15 protein-coding genes are annotated in these 16,401 nt (G+C 67.9%); 8 read left to right on the top strand and 7 right to left on the bottom strand.

What is annotated here, in order from left to right:
- Positions 1–28: 28 nt before the first annotated feature.
- Positions 29–3,136, top strand: a complete 3,108-nt coding sequence (locus H0X90_RS16930) for a transglycosylase domain-containing protein (RefSeq protein ID WP_077189710.1) — start codon at positions 29–31, stop codon at positions 3,134–3,136.
- A 39-nt stretch (positions 3,137–3,175) separates the two neighbouring features.
- Here H0X90_RS16930 and H0X90_RS16935 read toward each other — a convergent pair whose 3' ends face one another.
- Entirely contained in the window at positions 3,176–3,523 is a 348-nt protein-coding gene (locus H0X90_RS16935; protein ID WP_043205698.1) for a GFA family protein, read from the bottom strand.
- Between the two features lie 148 nt (positions 3,524–3,671).
- On the opposite strand from H0X90_RS16935, the gene H0X90_RS16940 reads away from it, so the two are divergent.
- The gene (locus H0X90_RS16940; protein WP_048989297.1) at positions 3,672–3,917 is read left to right on the top strand and encodes a DUF1272 domain-containing protein; all 246 of its coding nucleotides are present in this window, start codon (positions 3,672–3,674) and stop codon (positions 3,915–3,917) included.
- Between the two features lie 34 nt (positions 3,918–3,951).
- On the opposite strand, the gene H0X90_RS16945 is transcribed toward H0X90_RS16940, so the two are convergent.
- Entirely contained in the window at positions 3,952–4,635 is a 684-nt protein-coding gene (locus H0X90_RS16945; RefSeq protein ID WP_034178258.1) for a FadR/GntR family transcriptional regulator, read from the bottom strand.
- Between the two features lie 138 nt (positions 4,636–4,773).
- On the opposite strand from H0X90_RS16945, the gene dgoD reads away from it, so the two are divergent.
- The gene (gene dgoD / locus H0X90_RS16950) at positions 4,774–5,922 is read left to right on the top strand and encodes a galactonate dehydratase (RefSeq protein ID WP_006483258.1); all 1,149 of its coding nucleotides are present in this window, start codon (positions 4,774–4,776) and stop codon (positions 5,920–5,922) included.
- Between the two features lie 164 nt (positions 5,923–6,086).
- Here the strand turns inward: dgoD and H0X90_RS16955 are convergent, their stop codons facing one another.
- The gene (locus H0X90_RS16955; protein ID WP_006483260.1) at positions 6,087–7,019 is read right to left on the bottom strand and encodes a CopD family protein; all 933 of its coding nucleotides are present in this window, start codon (positions 7,017–7,019) and stop codon (positions 6,087–6,089) included.
- A 375-nt stretch (positions 7,020–7,394) separates the two neighbouring features.
- On the opposite strand from H0X90_RS16955, the gene H0X90_RS16960 reads away from it, so the two are divergent.
- From H0X90_RS16960 to H0X90_RS16970, 3 genes are all read left to right on the top strand, one after another.
- Positions 7,395–8,159, top strand: coding sequence for a c-type cytochrome (locus tag H0X90_RS16960; protein WP_006483254.1), 765 nt, complete (start codon positions 7,395–7,397; stop codon positions 8,157–8,159).
- Positions 8,160–8,178: 19 nt separating this feature from the next.
- Entirely contained in the window at positions 8,179–9,477 is a 1,299-nt protein-coding gene (locus H0X90_RS16965) for a cytochrome c (protein ID WP_006477897.1), read from the top strand.
- A 137-nt stretch (positions 9,478–9,614) separates the two neighbouring features.
- A complete protein-coding gene (locus H0X90_RS16970; protein ID WP_077189711.1) occupies positions 9,615–11,057 on the top strand; it encodes a DEAD/DEAH box helicase in 1,443 nt (480 codons plus the stop codon).
- On the opposite strand, the gene H0X90_RS16975 is transcribed toward H0X90_RS16970, so the two are convergent.
- From H0X90_RS16975 to H0X90_RS16985, 3 genes are all read right to left on the bottom strand, one after another.
- Positions 11,051–11,557 (bottom strand): hypothetical protein, encoded by a 507-nt coding sequence (locus H0X90_RS16975; protein ID WP_059720712.1) that lies wholly within the window; start codon positions 11,555–11,557, stop codon positions 11,051–11,053. The two genes, H0X90_RS16970 and H0X90_RS16975, sit on opposite strands and share 7 nt — an antisense overlap.
- A 70-nt stretch (positions 11,558–11,627) precedes the next feature.
- A complete protein-coding gene (locus tag H0X90_RS16980) occupies positions 11,628–12,455 on the bottom strand; it encodes a ferritin-like domain-containing protein (RefSeq protein ID WP_006484464.1) in 828 nt (275 codons plus the stop codon).
- Positions 12,456–12,782: 327 nt separating this feature from the next.
- Positions 12,783–14,423, bottom strand: coding sequence for a gamma-glutamyltransferase family protein (locus H0X90_RS16985; RefSeq protein ID WP_006484465.1), 1,641 nt, complete (start codon positions 14,421–14,423; stop codon positions 12,783–12,785).
- A gap of 212 nt (positions 14,424–14,635) precedes the next feature.
- Here H0X90_RS16985 and H0X90_RS16990 point away from each other — a divergent pair, with 212 nt between their 5' ends.
- The gene (locus H0X90_RS16990) at positions 14,636–15,415 is read left to right on the top strand and encodes a DeoR/GlpR family DNA-binding transcription regulator (protein ID WP_006493999.1); all 780 of its coding nucleotides are present in this window, start codon (positions 14,636–14,638) and stop codon (positions 15,413–15,415) included.
- Positions 15,416–15,715: 300 nt separating this feature from the next.
- Positions 15,716–15,913, top strand: a complete 198-nt coding sequence (locus H0X90_RS16995) for a hypothetical protein (protein ID WP_006477892.1) — start codon at positions 15,716–15,718, stop codon at positions 15,911–15,913.
- 94 nt (positions 15,914–16,007) lie between these two features.
- Here H0X90_RS16995 and H0X90_RS17000 read toward each other — a convergent pair whose 3' ends face one another.
- The gene (locus H0X90_RS17000) at positions 16,008–16,376 is read right to left on the bottom strand and encodes a hypothetical protein (RefSeq protein WP_012492423.1); all 369 of its coding nucleotides are present in this window, start codon (positions 16,374–16,376) and stop codon (positions 16,008–16,010) included.
- Between the last annotated feature and the right edge of the window lie 25 nt (positions 16,377–16,401).

Raw genomic sequence — 16,401 nt, forward strand, 5'->3', positions numbered from 1 at the left:
ATAACCGCGCCCTCAGGGAGACGCCGCCATGAATCGGCCGCTGAATCGTATCCTGCCGCGCGTGACCGGTCCCGCCTCGGTGTGGACGTGGGTCAAGTGGTCCTTGCTCGCCGCACTGTTGATCGCGGTCGCGATCGTCGCACGGCTCGTGCAGACCGAGATCGAAACGTCCCGGTTGCAAGCGCACTACCTGTCCGAGCTCACCCGCGACGTCGGCTACACGGTCGAGGCGGGGCCGAGCGATCACATCCGCTTCCCGGCAAACGGCCCGTACGACCAGCGCTTCGGCTACGCGATGATTCCCGCGTTCCAGCAGCGGCTGCTCGCACGCGGCTTCGTCGTCAGCGAGCAGGCGCGCGATTCGCAGCGGATGCTGTCGCTCGGCGAGCGCGGGCTGTTCCTCCCTTACGAAGAGAAAGACCAGACGGGCCTGATGCTGTTCGATTCGACCGGCTCGCCGCTGTTCGCGACCGTGTTTCCGCAGCGCGTCTATGCCGATTTCGACACGGTGCCGCGCGTGATCACCGATTCGCTGCTGTTCATCGAGGATCGCTACCTGCTCGATGCGAACGAGCCGAACCGCAACCCGGCGATCGACTGGGGACGCTTCAGCCGCGCGCTCGCCGACCAGGCGCTGCACGTCGTCAACCGCCACCAGGCGCGCCCGGGCGGCAGCACGCTCGCGACGCAGATCGAGAAGTTCCGCCATTCGCCCGAGGGCCGCACCGCGACGCCGCCCGAAAAGCTGCGGCAGATCGCGTCCGCGTCGGTGCGCGCCTACCTGAACGGTCCGCAGACGATGCTCGCGCGCCGCACGATCGTCGTGCGCTACCTGAACTCGGTGCCGCTCGCCGCGCGGCCGCACGTGGGCGAAATCACCGGCATCGGCGACGGTCTCGCCGCGTGGTACGGCCGCGACTTCAACGACGTGAATCGCGTGCTGTCCGCGCCGACGACCGGCGACAACGTCGATCAGCAGGGCAAGACGTTCCGCGAGGTGTTGTCGCTGCTGATCGCGCAGCGCGCGCCGTCGTACTTCCTGAACCGCGGCTATCCGGCATTGCAGAAGCTGACCGACAGCTACCTACGGCTGCTGTCGAACGGCGGCGTGATCTCGCCCGCGCTGCGCGATGCCGCGCTCGCCGCGCAGATCGAACGCAGCGCGCCGCCGGCCGCCGCGCGCGTGCAGTCGTTCGTGTCGCGCAAGGCCGTCACGTCCGCGCGCGCGTCGCTGCTGTCGGCGCTCGGCATCAGCGACCTGTACCAGCTCGACCAGCTCGATCTCCAGGCGACCAGCACGCTCGACAACGGCGTGCAGCAGGCGGTCGCCGCGCGGCTCGCGCAAGCGTCGACACGTGAAGGCGCACAGGCCGCCGGCCTGTACGGTTTCGAAATGCTCGCGCCGAAGGACGACCCGTCGCACCTCACGTACAGCTTCACGCTCTACGAACACCGCAACGGCGCGAACCTGCTGCGCGTGCAGACCGACAGCGTGAACCAGCCGTTCGACGTGAATCGCGGCGGCCGCATCAATCTCGGCTCGACCGCGAAGCTGCGCACGCTGATCACGTACCTGCAGATCGTCTCCGACCTGCATGCGCGCTACGCGAACCTGTCGAAAGCGGAGCTCGCGCGCGTGAAGCCCGATCCGATCGACGGGCTGTCGCGCTGGGCGCTCGACTATCTGTCGCATACGCGCGACCGCTCGCTGCAGGCGATGCTCGACGCCTCCGTCGAACGCAAGTATTCGGCGAGCCCGGACGTGTTCTACACGGGCGGCGGCGCGCAGGTGTTCTCCAACTTCGAGAAGTCGGACAACGGCCGCATCATGACGCTGCACGCGGCATTCGAGCATTCGGTGAACCTGGTGTTCGTGCGGCTGATGCGCGACATCGTCCACTACGAGACGCTGCAGGCGGCCGGGCCGTCGTCGTCGTGGCTCAACGATCCCGCGCAGCGCCAGCACTACCTGCAGCAATTCGTCGACGGCGAAAGCCAGGTCTACGTGAAGCGCTACTACACGCGCTATGCGGGCAAGGCGCCCGACGACGCACTCGCGCTGATGCTGCGCGACGTCCGCAAGTCGCCGCCGAAGCTCGCGACGGTGCTGCGCAGCGTCGCGCCGAACGAATCGCCCGCATGGTTCAATGCGCAGATGCGTGCGCAACTGAAGGGCACGCCGGCCGCGACGCTGTCCGACGACGATCTCGCCGCGCTCTACGCGAAATACGCGATCGACCGCTTCAATCTCAACGATCGCGGCTATATCGCGAGCGTCCATCCGCTCGCGCTGTGGACACTCAACTACCTGCGCGCGCATCCGGGCGCATCGCTCGCCGAGGTTCAGCGCGACAGCCGCGATGCGCGTTTCTACACGTATTCGTGGCTGTACAAGACCCGCTACCACGCGACGCAGGACCGGCGCATCCGCCGCATGGTCGAGCTGCGTGCGTACGCGGAGATCACGAAGTCGTGGCGCGCGCTCGGCTATCCGTTCGCGGAAGTGACGCCGTCGTATGCAGCCGCGATCGGCGCATCGGGCGACCAGCCCGACGCGCTCGCGAAACTGATCGGCCTGATCGCCAACGGCGGCCAGAAGGCGCCGACCGAAACGATCACGCGGCTCGATTTCGCGAAGGGCACGCCGTACGAAACGCGCTTCGTGCGCGCGGCCGCGCAGCCGCAGCCGATGCTGGCGCCGGAGATCGTCAACGTGACGCACACGCTGCTGCGCGACGTCGTGCTCAACGGCACCGCGCGCCGCCTCGCAGGCGGGCTCACGCTGCCGGACGGCAAGACGCTCGACGTGTACGGCAAGACGGGGACGGGCGACCAGCGCTTCAACGTCTATGCGCGCGGCGCGCGGCTGATCGAGTCGCGCAAGGTCAATCGCAGCGGCACCTTCGTGTTCGCACTCGGCGACCGGTTCTTCGGCGTGCTGACGGCGACCGCGCATGAGCCGTATGCGGCGCGCTACGACTTCACGAGCGCGATGGCCGTGCAGTTGCTGAAGTCGATGGCGCCGGCGCTCGCGCCGCTGATCGAACGCCCGGCCAGCGCCGGCACGCGCACCGCCGGACCGGCGCCGCAAGCGGAAACGCCCGCGCCGAACGCGGCGGCCGTGCAACCGTCGTGACGCGATCGCGGCCCGCAGGCGCCCGCGCCGATGCGCCGCTCAGAGCGAGCGGCCGTCGTAGTGCGTGACGGGCAGCGCGTCGAGGTCGACGCCTTCCAGGCAGCGCACGTTGATCGCGGCCATCGCGGTGCCGTCCGGATGGACGCCTTCGCCGAACGCATGAATCCCGCAGCGCTTGCAGAAGCGATGCTGGATCACGTGCTTGTTGAACATGTAGGTCGCGAGATGCTCGTCGGGCGTCAGCAGCTTCATGTGATCGCGCGGCACGAACCACATCAGCGCGCCCTTGCGCTGGCAGATCGAGCAGTTGCACGCCATCACGCCCTGCAGGTCACCTTCCGCCTCGAACGTCACGTCTCCGCAATGACAGCTTCCGCGATAAAGCATGGTCGTCTCCCGGTGCAGCCCGTGCGCATCGCCGGCGCCCGGGCGGGACACCGTTGGCCGGGCCGATCCAAGCGCGTACAGTAGCGCTCGCATGCGCCGCACGCAATGCCCGGGCGGCGCCCATCCCTCACCGACCCAGGAGACCGTCATGCTCGAACTGCGCCCCGGCTGCGAATGCTGCAACAAGGACCTGCCGCCCGATTCGGCGGAAGCGCGCATTTGCACATTCGAATGTACGTTTTGCGCGACCTGCGCGGACGACGTGCTGAAGGGCCGCTGCCCGAACTGCGGCGGCGACCTGGTCGCCCGCCCGCGGCGGCCGGCGAGCCTCCTCGCGAAGTACCCGCCGTCGACGGAACGCATCCACAAGCCGGGCGGTTGCGCGAACGCCTGACGGCACGCCGCCGGCGCCGCCCGCCTCGCGTCCGTCACGACATCTCGATCCGCGCGCGCGTCACCGCGAGCAGCATCGCCATCGCGTGGCGCGCGCCGTCCTCGTCGCGCACGCGGATCGCGTCGCTGACGGCCGTGTGCTCGGCAAGCGACGCGTTGTACACCTCGGCCCGGCGCGCGTTCAGTTGCAGTTGCGCCTCGAGCGTGCGATCGATCAGCGCGCCGAGCGGCACCAGCAGCTCGTTGCCGCCGGCCTCCAGCACGCTCAGGTGAAAGCGCAGGTCGGCGCGCACCCATTCGTCGACGTTGCGCGCGGCGGCCATCGCCCGCACCGCGTCGTCGATCGCGTCGAACGCTTCGGGCGTATGGGTGCGCGCGGCCAGCGCGGCCGCGTGCGGCTCGATCATCTCGCGCATCTCCTGCAGCTTCAGCGCGAACGCGAGCGGCGGCGCGACGCGCGCATACCAGTCGAGCAGGTCGGCATCGAGCAGGTTCCACGCACGACGCGGCCGCACGCGCGTGCCGACCTTCGGCCGCGATTCGACCAGCCCCTTCGACGTCAACGTGCGCAGCGCCTCGCGCATCACCGTGCGGCTCACGCCGTACATCTCCATCAGGTCGGGTTCCCTCGGCAGCAGCGATTCGGGCGGATAGTCGCCGCGCAGGATCGCCGTCGCGAGCCGGAAGGCCGTCTGTCCATGCAGGTCGCGTTGAATGATCGTTCTCCGTCGGGCGGGCTGCCCACTATCTGCACATTAATGCTATTAATACTATTTTTTATTCGACTACGCTAGGATAACCGCGAAAGCACGGATCGTGCGCCCCGGCCGCGCCGGTCAATCATGGAGACTCGCGTCATGAAAATCACCCGCCTCGAAACTTTCGTCGTTCCGCCCCGCTGGCTGTTCCTCAAGATCGAAACCGACGAGGGCATCATCGGCTGGGGCGAGCCGGTCGTCGAAGGCCGCGCGCACACCGTCGAGGCCGCCGTGCAGGAACTGGCCGACTACCTCGTCGGCCGCGACCCGCTGTTGATCGAGGATCACTGGCAGGTGATGTACCGCGCGGGCTTCTACCGCGGCGGCCCGATCATGATGAGCGCGATCGCGGGCGTCGACCAGGCGCTGTGGGACATCAAGGGCAAGCATCACGGTGTGCCCGTGCACGCGCTGCTGGGCGGCCAGGTACGCGACCGCATCAAGGTGTATTCGTGGATCGGCGGCGACCGCCCGAGCGACGTCGCGAACAATGCGCGCGCGGTCGTCGAGCGCGGCTTCAAGGCCGTGAAGATGAACGGCTCCGAAGAGCTGCAGATCGTCGACACCTACGACAAGGTCGAGCAGGTGATCGCGAACGTCGCGGCGGTGCGCGACGCGGTCGGCCCGCACGTCGGGATCGGCGTCGACTTCCACGGCCGCGTGCACAAGCCGATGGCGAAGGTGCTCGCGAAGGAACTCGACCCGTACAAGCTGATGTTCATCGAGGAGCCGGTGCTGTCGGAGAACGCCGAAGCGCTGCGCGACATCGTCAACCAGACCAACACGCCGATCGCGCTCGGCGAACGGCTGTACTCGCGCTGGGACTTCAAGCACATCCTCGCGGGCGGCTACGTCGACATCATCCAACCGGACGCGTCGCACGCGGGCGGCATCACCGAGTGCCGCAAGATCGCGACGCTCGCGGAAAGCTACGACGTCGCGCTCGCGCTGCACTGCCCGCTCGGGCCGATCGCGCTCGCCGCGTGCCTGCAGCTCGACGCGGTCAGCTACAACGCGTTCATCCAGGAACAGAGCCTCGGCATCCACTACAACCAGGGCAACGACCTGCTCGACTACCTGCGCAACCCCGAAGTGTTCCGCTACGAGGACGGCTTCGTCGCGATCCCGCAGGGCCCGGGGCTCGGCATCGACGTGAACGAGGAGAAGGTGCGCGAGATGGCGAAGACCGGCCATCGCTGGCGCAACCCGGTGTGGCGCCACGCGGACGGCAGCGTCGCCGAATGGTGATGAACGCGTGAGATGACGAAGCCGTGTGGCGCGGCACGCGCGCCGCGCCACACGTTCGACACGGCCGCCCCGACCAGGCGGCCGTTCTTGCATCCGCGCCACGCCCGCCGCGCGCCGGCATCTCGCGTCGGGCCGCGCCGTTCGGTCGTCAGCCCGTTCGGTCGTCAGCCGAGCGCCGCGAACCCCGGCACGCTGAACGACAGCACGGCCGCCGCGACGAACACGCCGATCATCGTCATCCCTTCGAGATGCAGGATGTTGCGGAACGTGTGCGCGTCCTCGGTCGACGCGGTGCGGCGCAGACGCGGCAGCGCCGAGAAGCGGTTGAGCCCGCCGAGCACCAGCGCGAGCGCGACGAGCAGCAGCTTCAGCAGCAACACGCGTCCCCACGTGCTGCCGTCGAGCGGCGCGAGCGAGCCGCCGAGCCCGCGGATCGCGTTGAGCACGCCCGTCCCGAGCACGAAGACCACCGCGACGATCGACGTGCGCGACAGGTGCTGGCCGATGCGGATCAGCGCGCCGCGCGCGACCGACGACCCGAGCGCCGGCAGCACCGCGAGCCCGCCCGCGAGCACGAGGCCGCCCCAGACGGCGGTGGCCAGCAGGTGCAGCGTCTGCACGCCGACCGCCGCGGACAGCACGCCGCTGTCGGCCGCATGGCCGAGCGACGCCTTGCCGGCCGCGACCACGATCACCGCGAGCCACAGCACCGCATGCGCGAGCGGGCCATCCGGCTTCGCGAGCGCGACGATCGCGAGCACCACCGCGCCGGCGAACGCGACGCTCCACGCGAAGCCCGTGTGCGTCTGCATCAGCATGACGGGGATCGCGGCGAACGCGCCGCCGAGCCCCGCGCCGCTCATCGTCGCGGCCTCGTAGACGAGCCAGCCGAGATCGGCGAGCACCAGCGCCAGCGCCGCCGCGACCAGCGAATGTTGCGCGCGCAGCCATGCGGGGTGCGACGGCGCGACGACCGGCCGCGCGCCGTCCTTGCCGAGCCACGCCTTGAGCAGCGCCGAGCCGACCGCCATCGCGAACGCCGCATCCATCAGCGCCGCGAGCGCGACCTGGCCGATCCACAAGCTGTCGAACTTCATCGCACGCACCCTCCCGCAAGCGGCAGGCCGGCAATGCGGCGGCAACGGGACGGACAGCGTGAGGCAGGCAACGGCACGGTAAAAAACGTCATCGATGAATCCGGAAACGGGAGAAATGACTGGACCTGCGGCGCAGGCGCCGCGCGACCCGCGAGTGTACGGTCTTCGATGGTGAAAACGCACGCCGGTTCACACGGCCCCACCGCAATGCGCGTCAAATTGTCGCAAGTCGCAAACAGACAGGAACCGATGTCCTTTCGTCAAATAGCCGTCATTACCCATCGATGATAGAATGCCGCGTCGCAGCAGCCCGGCTGTCCTGCCGTCCATGCGCCGAGCCGATCGTAGCCCGGACAAGGTCCCCGACGAATAAACATGGAGTCTCGTGTGTCTTCAAGACGCCTCTTCCGTCCGCTGCTCGCCGTTCTGATGATCGGCGGCGCGGGCCTTATGAGCGCTGCCCAAGCGCAGACCAAGCCCACGGAGCAAGCGCACGCCCAGCAGGCGCCGCTCAAGGCACCCGATACCATGGCCGAGCGCGTGCGCGGCTGTACCGCATGCCACGGCGTCCACGGCCAGGGCACGGACAACGACTATTTCCCGCGTCTTGCCGGCAAGCCGGCCGAGTACCTGTACAACCAGCTCGTCAACTTCCGTGACGGCCGGCGCAAGTACCCGCCGATGAACTACCTGCTGACGTACCTGAGCGACGACTACCTGCGCGAAATCGCCGAGCATTTCTCGGCCGAACGTCCGCCGTACCCGACGCCGGCGAAGCCGACGCTGCCGGCCGCGACGCTCGCACGCGGCAAGCAGCTCGTCACGCAGGGCGACCCGTCCCGCAAGCTGCCGGCTTGCGTAGCCTGCCACGGCGCAGGGCTGACCGGCATGCAGCCGGCGATCCCGGGCCTCGTCGGCCTGCACGCCGATTACCTGAGCGCGCAGCTCGGCGCATGGCGCTCGGGCAACCGCCACGCGAAGGCACCCGATTGCATGCACGACATCGCCGCGAAGCTTTCCGACGAAGACGTGACGGCCGTGACCGCATGGCTCGCCGCGCAACCGGCGCCCGCCAACCCCGTGCCGGCCCCGGCGCGTTCGATGAAGACTCCGCTCGCCTGCGGCAGCGAACCGCAATAAGGCAAGGGAGACAGACACAATGAAACGCAAGTCCCTGTTTGCACTCTCGGCCGTCGCGATCGTCGCGGCTGCCGCCCTCGTGCCGGTCCTGTGGCCGGGCAACGACACGCTGCACGGCGCTGCCGCCGTCGCGGCCACGCCGGCCGACCAGGCCGCGCTGATCAAGAAGGGCGAATACCTCGCGCGCGTCGGCGACTGTATCGCGTGCCACACCGTGCGCGGCGGCAAGTCGTTCGCGGGCGGCCTGCCGATGGCGACGCCGTTCGGCACGATGTACACGCCGAACATCACGCCGGACGACCAGAACGGTATCGGCAAGTGGACGTCGGACGACTTCTACCGCGCGATGCACACGGGCCGCTCGAAGGACGGCAGCCTGCTGTACCCGGGCTTCCCGTTCGCGAGCTACACGAAGGTCACGCGCGCCGATTCGGACGCGATCTACGCGTACCTGCGTTCGGTCCCGCCGGTGTCGGTGCCGAGCCGTCCGCACGAACTGAAGTTCCCGTTCAACAACCGCAACCTGCTGATCGGCTGGCGCACGCTGTTCTTCAAGGAAGGCGAATACAAGCCGGACCCGACGAAGTCGGTCGAATGGAACCGCGGCGCGTATCTCGTCGAAGGCCTCGGCCATTGCTCGATGTGCCACACGTCGATCAACATGATGGGCGGCCCGGTGAGCTCGTCGGCGTTCGCCGGCGGCCTGATCCCGCTGCAGAACTGGTATGCGCCGTCGCTGACGAACGACAAGGAACTCGGCCTCGGCGACTGGCACGTGCAGGAGCTGTCCGACCTGCTGCAGGCCGGCGTGTCGCAGAAGGGTGCGGTATTCGGCCCGATGGCGGACGTGGTCCACAACAGCCTGCAGTACATGACCGACGAAGATACGCGCGCGATGTCGACGTACCTGAAGTCGATCCCGCAGAAGGCTGAAGCGCCGAAGAACATGCAGTACGAGCCGTCGAAGCAGTTCGGCAACGCGCTGTTCGACCAGGGCAAGAAGATCTACGCGGACAACTGCGCGACCTGCCACGCCGAAACCGGCGCCGGCAAGCCGCCGGCCTATCCGCCGCTCGCGGGCAACCACTCGATCATGATGGAATCGGCCGTCAACCCGATCCGCATGGTGCTGAATGGCGGCTATCCGCCGAGCACGTTCAAGAATCCGCGTCCGTACGGGATGCCGCCGTTCGCACAGTCGCTGTCGAACCAGGAAGTCGCGGCGGTCGTCACGTATATCCGGATGTCTTGGGGTAACAACGGTACGCCGATCTCGCCGCAACAGGTGAGCGACCTGCGTTCCGCGCCGCTCGACTAAGAAGCGGCTCACACAAACGGGGCGCGGCTGCGGGAAACCGCGGCCGCGCCCTTTTGCTTTTTGGCTGTTTTGCGATGCAGGTTTGCCGCGCGGGCCGCGCGACGCATCGCCGATCATAAAACTCAAGAGTGGTATCTATGTCTTTCGAATCTCTCGGCCTGGCCGAACCGCTGGTCAAGGCGGTCAACGAGCTCGGCTATACGTCGCCGACCCCAATCCAGCAGCAGGCGATCCCGGCCGTCCTCGGCGGCGGCGACCTGCTCGCCGGCGCACAGACCGGCACCGGCAAGACCGCCGGCTTCACGCTGCCGATCCTGCAACGCCTGCACACGTTCTACGCCGAGCACCGTGGCGCGAAGCGCGCGGTGCGCGCGCTGATCCTCACGCCGACGCGCGAACTCGCCGCCCAGGTCGAGGAAAGCGTCCGTGCGTACAGCAAGTACCTGAAGCTGCGCTCGACCGTGATGTTCGGCGGCGTCAGCATCAATCCGCAGATCGATGCGCTCAAGCGCGGCGTCGACATCGTCGTCGCGACGCCGGGCCGCCTGCTCGATCACATGCAGCAGAAGACCATCGACCTGTCGGATCTCGACATCCTCGTGCTCGACGAAGCCGACCGGATGCTCGACATGGGCTTCATCCACGACATCAAGCGCGTGCTCGCGAAGCTGCCGCCGCAGCGTCAGAACCTGCTGTTCTCGGCCACCTTCTCCGATGAAATCAAGGCGCTCGCCGACAGCCTGCTCGACTCGCCCGCCCTGATCGAAGTCGCGCGCCGCAACACGACCGCCGAGAGCGTCGCGCAGAAGATCCACCCGGTCGATCGCGACCGCAAGCGCGAGCTGCTCACGCACCTGATCCGCGAACACAACTGGTTCCAGGTGCTGGTGTTCACGCGCACCAAGCACGGCGCGAACCGGCTTGCCGAGCAGCTGACCAAGGACGGCATCAGCGCGATGGCGATCCACGGCAACAAGAGCCAGTCGGCCCGCACGCGCGCGCTGGCCGAGTTCAAGAACAGCACGCTGCAGGTGCTCGTCGCGACCGATATCGCCGCGCGCGGGATCGACATCGACCAGTTGCCGCACGTCGTCAACTTCGACCTGCCGAACGTGCCCGAGGATTACGTGCACCGGATCGGCCGCACGGGCCGCGCGGGTGCGACCGGCGAAGCCGTGTCGCTCGTGTGCGTCGACGAGAAGCAGTTGCTGCGCGACATCGAGCGGCTGATCAAGCGCGAGATCCCGCAGGAAGTGATCGCGGGCTTCGAACCCGATCCGAACGCGAAGCCGGAGCCGATCCAGCAGCGCCGCGGGCAGCAGCAACCGCGTGGCGGCGGCGGCAATCGCCAGCCGCGCGCCGGCGGCTCAGGCCAGCCGGCCGCGAAACGCGACGGCCACGCGCAACCGAAGGCCGCGCAGCAGAAGGCCGCGAAGCCGCGCACGCAAGGCGGTGCCGGCGCCGGTGGTAACGGCGGCGGACGTCCGGCGGGCGGCGGCAACGGCGCCCGCCCGGCGAACGGCAACGCCGCGCACGCGAACCGCAACCGTTCGTCGCGCAGCGGCCAGCGCGGTCACTGAAGCCGCGCGGCCGCGCGCCGCAGGTGCTCGACCTGGCGTTGCCAGCGTGCGAGCACCGCGGCGCGCTCCCCTTCCAGCGTGAACGTGACGCCTGTCGCAAGACGCGCATAGCCGACCCGCTGCGCATCGCCGTGCGCGATCGTCGCAGCGAATCCGGCCAGTCCGCCGAAGTCTCCTTCGAGCGGCGCCATCTCCAGTTGCGCCTGAAAGAACGCACCGTCCGCGACGAGCGTCAACGCGGCCGTGCGCCGCTGCGCGATCGCGCGCGCCGCCCGCGACTGCGGCCAGAGCGCGATCAGCAGCGTGCGCGCATCGTGTGCATAGATCTCGCCGACGCCGAGCAGCGTCGTGCGCAACTGGCCGTCGTCGGTCGCGACGATCAGCGATGCGGCCATGTCGGCATGACGCTCGAGTGCGGTGCCGTCGAACCGCGACACGACGGTGGGCGGCCACGCGTCGAACGTCCATTGTTCGAGCGCGTGGCGATGGGTATCGGTCATGATGGCGTGGCCCCGGTGCGGATCGGATGAGGATGCGCCAGCATACGCGCGGCGGGCCGTGCCGCGGCGATCAGCGCAGGAAAACGTGCCGCGTGATCTTCGTGAGCGGATAGTGGACGCCCGGCTGGATCTTCGCGGGCAGGTCGAGCGGCTTGAGCAGCATCTTCACGCACATGTCGGCCGACAGGTTGCGCCGGACGAGCGAATTGATGCGCGCGGCGCGCTCGCGGTTGTACTGGCTGTCGCCGACGCGATCCGGATAGCGGATCGCGAACACGTGGCGCAGCGCGATCTCGGAATCCTCGTTCTTGATTTCCATCACGCGGCGCGCGAGGGCGCCGAGCACCGCGAGCCGGCCGTTGCCTTCGACCTGGTTGTACTTCTTGAAGAACTTGAAGAAGTGCTTGTAGTGACGCACTTCGTCCGTGCGGATGTTGTCGGTGATTTCCTTCAGCACCGGCTCGTCCGAGCATTCGTTGATCGCGCGATAGAGCGTGGCCGTGCCCGTCTCGACGACGCAGCGTGCGACCATTTCGAGCGCGCGGGTTTTTTCGAACGCCTCGACCGAGCAGGTCTTCGAATACTCGGCAAAGAAATTCGCGAACGCGGTATCCCAGTCGAACTCGGGCCACACGTGCGCGATGTACGCCTTCAGCGCGCGGCCGTGCTGCAATTCTTCGTGCTCCCATGCATTGTTGAGCCATGCGGAGACTTCCGGATCGTCATTGAAGAATTCGCTCAGATTGCTCGTATAGAGATCCGAGCCGCTCTCGATGAACGACGACGCGCACAGCAGCAGCAGCAGATCCTCGTTCGCGGCGGCACGCTGACGATCGATCCGGTTCAGGTCGATGTCCTCGATACGCCACGGCATCACATGCGTCGTTTTGGTGTCCATGGTAGTGCGCTCCCAGTCGTCGCGCGGAGGCCGGCCCGTGCCTGGGGCACAGGCGCCAGCCGATCCGCAGGCGGCGTTTTACTTGCGTTTATAGTGAATCGGTCCGGCCGAACCATCTTGGCATCTTAGCCGGACTTTGATGTTCGTGCTCCAGAGCACTGACCATACCCGACGAGCGCAGTTCCACGGCGTCTGTTGCCGTGCGTTAGACGAGTCCTTCAAACCGCTTGCGCGTGCTCGATGGCAGGCGCCGCGCCAAATGAAAACGGGCGGCCGTCGGGCCGCCCGTCATGCCGGGACACTGCCAAGCAGGCTGGAAGCGATCCGTCAGAAACCGGCCGCCAGCCCGTCGCGCCGGCTGTCGCTCGCGGCCACGTAGCCGCGCTCCGGATCGTCGGGATCGAGGCGCCAGACGAACTGCCCCGATCCGAAATCCATGTAAGGATCATCGATCGACTTGATCGTATGGCCGCGCGCGGCCAGCGCGTCGACCGTCGCGCGGTTCATCGTCGCCTCGACGTCGAGCGTGAAGTCGCGGTTGACCTTCCAGCGCGGCGCGCAACACGCGGCCTGCGGTTGCTGGCCATAGCCGAGCATCCGCACGATGGTCTGCAGGTGGCCTTGCGGCTGCATGTCGCCGCCCATCACGCCGAAGCTCATCACCGCCTCGGTGCGGCCGTTGGCTTCCTCGGTGACGAACGCCGGGATGATCGTGTGGAACGGCCGCTTGCCGCCCGCGACGACGTTCGGCGAAGCCGGGTCCATCGAGAAGCCGTGCCCGCGGTTCTGCAGCGCAATGCCCGTGCCGGGGACGACGAGCCCCGAACCGAAGCCCATGTAGTTCGACTGGATGAAGCTCACCATCATCCCGCGCTCGTCGGCCGCCGACAGGTAGATCGTGCCGCCCGAATGCGGACGGCCGGCGGCGAAGTGCGTCGCCCGCGCGCGATCGATCAGCTTCGCGCGTTCGGCGAGATACGCATCGTCGAGCATCTGTTCGGGCGTGACCTCCATCGCGCGCGGATCGGCGACGTAGCGATAGACGTCCGCGAACGCGAGCTTCATCGCCTCGATCTGCAGATGCTGCGAATCGACCGAGTCGACCGGCCATTCGGTCACGCCCGCATGCTCGGCGATGCCGAGCGCGATCAGCGCGGCGATACCCTGCCCGTTCGGCGGAATCTCGTGAATCGTGTGGCGGCCGAAGCGCTTGCCGATCGGCTCGACCCATTCCGGCCGGTACGCGCGCAGGTCGGCTTCCGTCAGCGCGCCGCCGCCTTCGCGCGCGAACGCGGCGATACGCTCGGCGAGCGCCCCTTCGTAGAACGCACGGGCGCCGTCCTTCGCGAGCGTGCGCAGCGTCTGCGCATGACCGGGCAGGCACACGCGTTCGCCGACGAGCGGTGCGCGGCCGCGCGGCATGAAGGTGTCCGCGAAGCCCGGCAGGCCCTGCAGTTCGGGAACGGCCGCCGCCCACTTGTGCGCGACGATCGGCGGCACCGAATAGCCGCGCTCCGCGATCTCGATCGCCGGCTCGAGCAGGTCCGCGAACGGCAGCGAACCGAACTTCGCGTGCAGCGCTTCCCAGCCCGCGATCACGCCCGGCACCGTGACGGTGTCCCAGCCGCGCGTCGGCTTGTTCGCGATGCCGTGCGCGTCCTCGCCGTGGCGCTTGCGAAAGTAGTCGACGTTCCAGGCGGCCGGCGCCACGCCCGATGCGTTCAGCCCGGACAGCCGCTCGCCGTCCCACACGAGCGCGAATGCATCGCCGCCGAGCCCGCACGACACGGGCTCGACGACCGTGATCGCGGCGGCGGCGGCCAGCGCCGCGTCCACCGCGTTGCCGCCCTTCCACAGCATCCGCAACCCGGCCTGCGCGGCCAGCGGGTGCGACGTCGACACGACGTTGCGCGCGAACACCGGAATGCGGGTCGTCGGATACGGGTTGTGCCAGTTGAAGCCACTCATCGATACCACCTCGTCGAAAGCTGAATGAACGTGCCCCGCGTGAACGGGCAATCCGCCATTGCAGCGCGATCCGCGCGATCGCACAAATTCATTTGTCAAATGAATCCATGCGTTTTCTACATGAATCGCGCGCGGCGATGTTCCGCAGGCCGGCCGAACGCCGTTGCCGCCCTTACAATACCCGCTCCGTCTCACGACACGACCATCGAGCCATGACCCGAGATCCCCGCCTCACCCTCAACGCGCGCCAGCAGGAATTGCTCGAATGGGTGCAGCGCGACGGCTTCGTGACCGTCGACGATCTCGCCGCGCACTTCGCGGTGACGCCGCAGACGATTCGCCGCGACGTGAACTGGCTCGCCGACCTGAACCTGCTGCGCCGCTACCACGGCGGCGCGAGCCTGCCGACCAGCTCGGAGAACGTGTCGTACACCGCGCGCCAGCGGATGTTCCACGACGAGAAGCGGCGCATCGCGGCGCTCGCGGCGTCGCACATCCCCGACCAGGCGTCGCTGTTCATCAACCTCGGCACGACGACCGAGGAAGTGGCGCGCGCGCTGAACCGCCATCACGGGCTGCACGTGATCACGAACAATCTGAACGTCGCGTCGATGATGAGCGGCTACCCCGACTGCGAGGTGCTGATCACGGGCGGCATCGTGCGGCCGTGGGACAAGGGCATCGTCGGCGAGCTCGCGATCGACTTCATCCGCCAGTTCAAGGTCGACTACGCGATCATCGGCACGTCGGCGATCGAGGCCGACGGCACGCTGCGCGATTTCGACACGCGCGAGGTGCGCGTCGCCGAGGCGATCATGCAGCATGCGCGCACGGTCTACCTCGTGACCGACCATTCGAAGGTCGGCCGCCCGGCGCTGGTGCGCCAGGGCCATCTGAGCCAGGTGCATGCGCTCTTCACCGACAAGCCGCTGCCGCCCGAAATGGCCGATACGGTGGCGGCCGCCGGCACCCAGGTGTACGTCGCGGAATGACCGTTGCGATGCTGCACCGCACCTGAAACTTCAAGTGAAATCAAGAAGTTGGCGCCGCGCGCAAACCGCTTGTGGCGGGCCCTTCTGTCAAACGGAAAATTAACGGGGCACGATTTGTCGTTGCCTGCGCGCTCGACTAGACTCCAGTTCCCCGGCCCGTTCGCCGATCCGCCTGTGCCAGGGCGGTGCGAATCGCAGGGCCGGCGAAGACAGCTTTCCCCCCAAGCCATACCCCGCGGGGTATCGCGCGTCGGCGGTGCGCCGGCCGCGCGGGCAGTCCGATTGCCATGGAGAGAAACGATGCTGAGTCCGCATGAATTCGCCACGCTATTGCTTGTGAAGGACGCGCCTGATCAGCGCGACATGGATCGGGATGAACTGGACATCCTGCTCGAACAACAGCTCGTCCGCCTGGAAGGGCTCGGCTCGGGGCGCAAATACTGCGTGACCGAGACCGGCGACGCCGCGCTGCGATCCATCAAATACCGCTATTCGTAAGCTCCGCCGCTCCCTGACCTGAACCTGCTCGCGCGGCCGGAATCGGCCGCGCGGTCGTTCCTGCCTCCCGCCTGCCCGTTCGTCGCCGTCGGCCTCAACCGCCGCGCAGCGTCGGATCGACCGCCGCCCGCCAGCTGATGGCCTGCGCACGCGCCCCGTTGAAATACGCGATCCAGCCGGCGCGTGCCGCCGCGTCAGGCGCCACATAGTGGGTCGAAAGTTCGTTTACGAACGCACAATAGTTCGCTTCGGTCAGCCCGCGATACCGTTTCGCCACGTACGCGTCGTACAGCGTCGAGTAGACCGGCTGCGCGTCCGCGCCCCAGTCGCGCGCCGCGCCGCCGCACGACGTCTGCAGGTCGACGAACGACGGCGCCCGCCAGTTGCCGGCGAGCGGCGGCATACCCGCGCCGCACCCCGCCAGAAGGACGGCGCACACGCCGACCCACATCCCAATACGCATGATTCACCTCGCGAAACGGTCGATT

The organism is Burkholderia sp. 9775_39 (genome assembly GCF_015712225.1).
Taxonomy (GTDB): domain Bacteria; phylum Pseudomonadota; class Gammaproteobacteria; order Burkholderiales; family Burkholderiaceae; genus Burkholderia; species Burkholderia cenocepacia.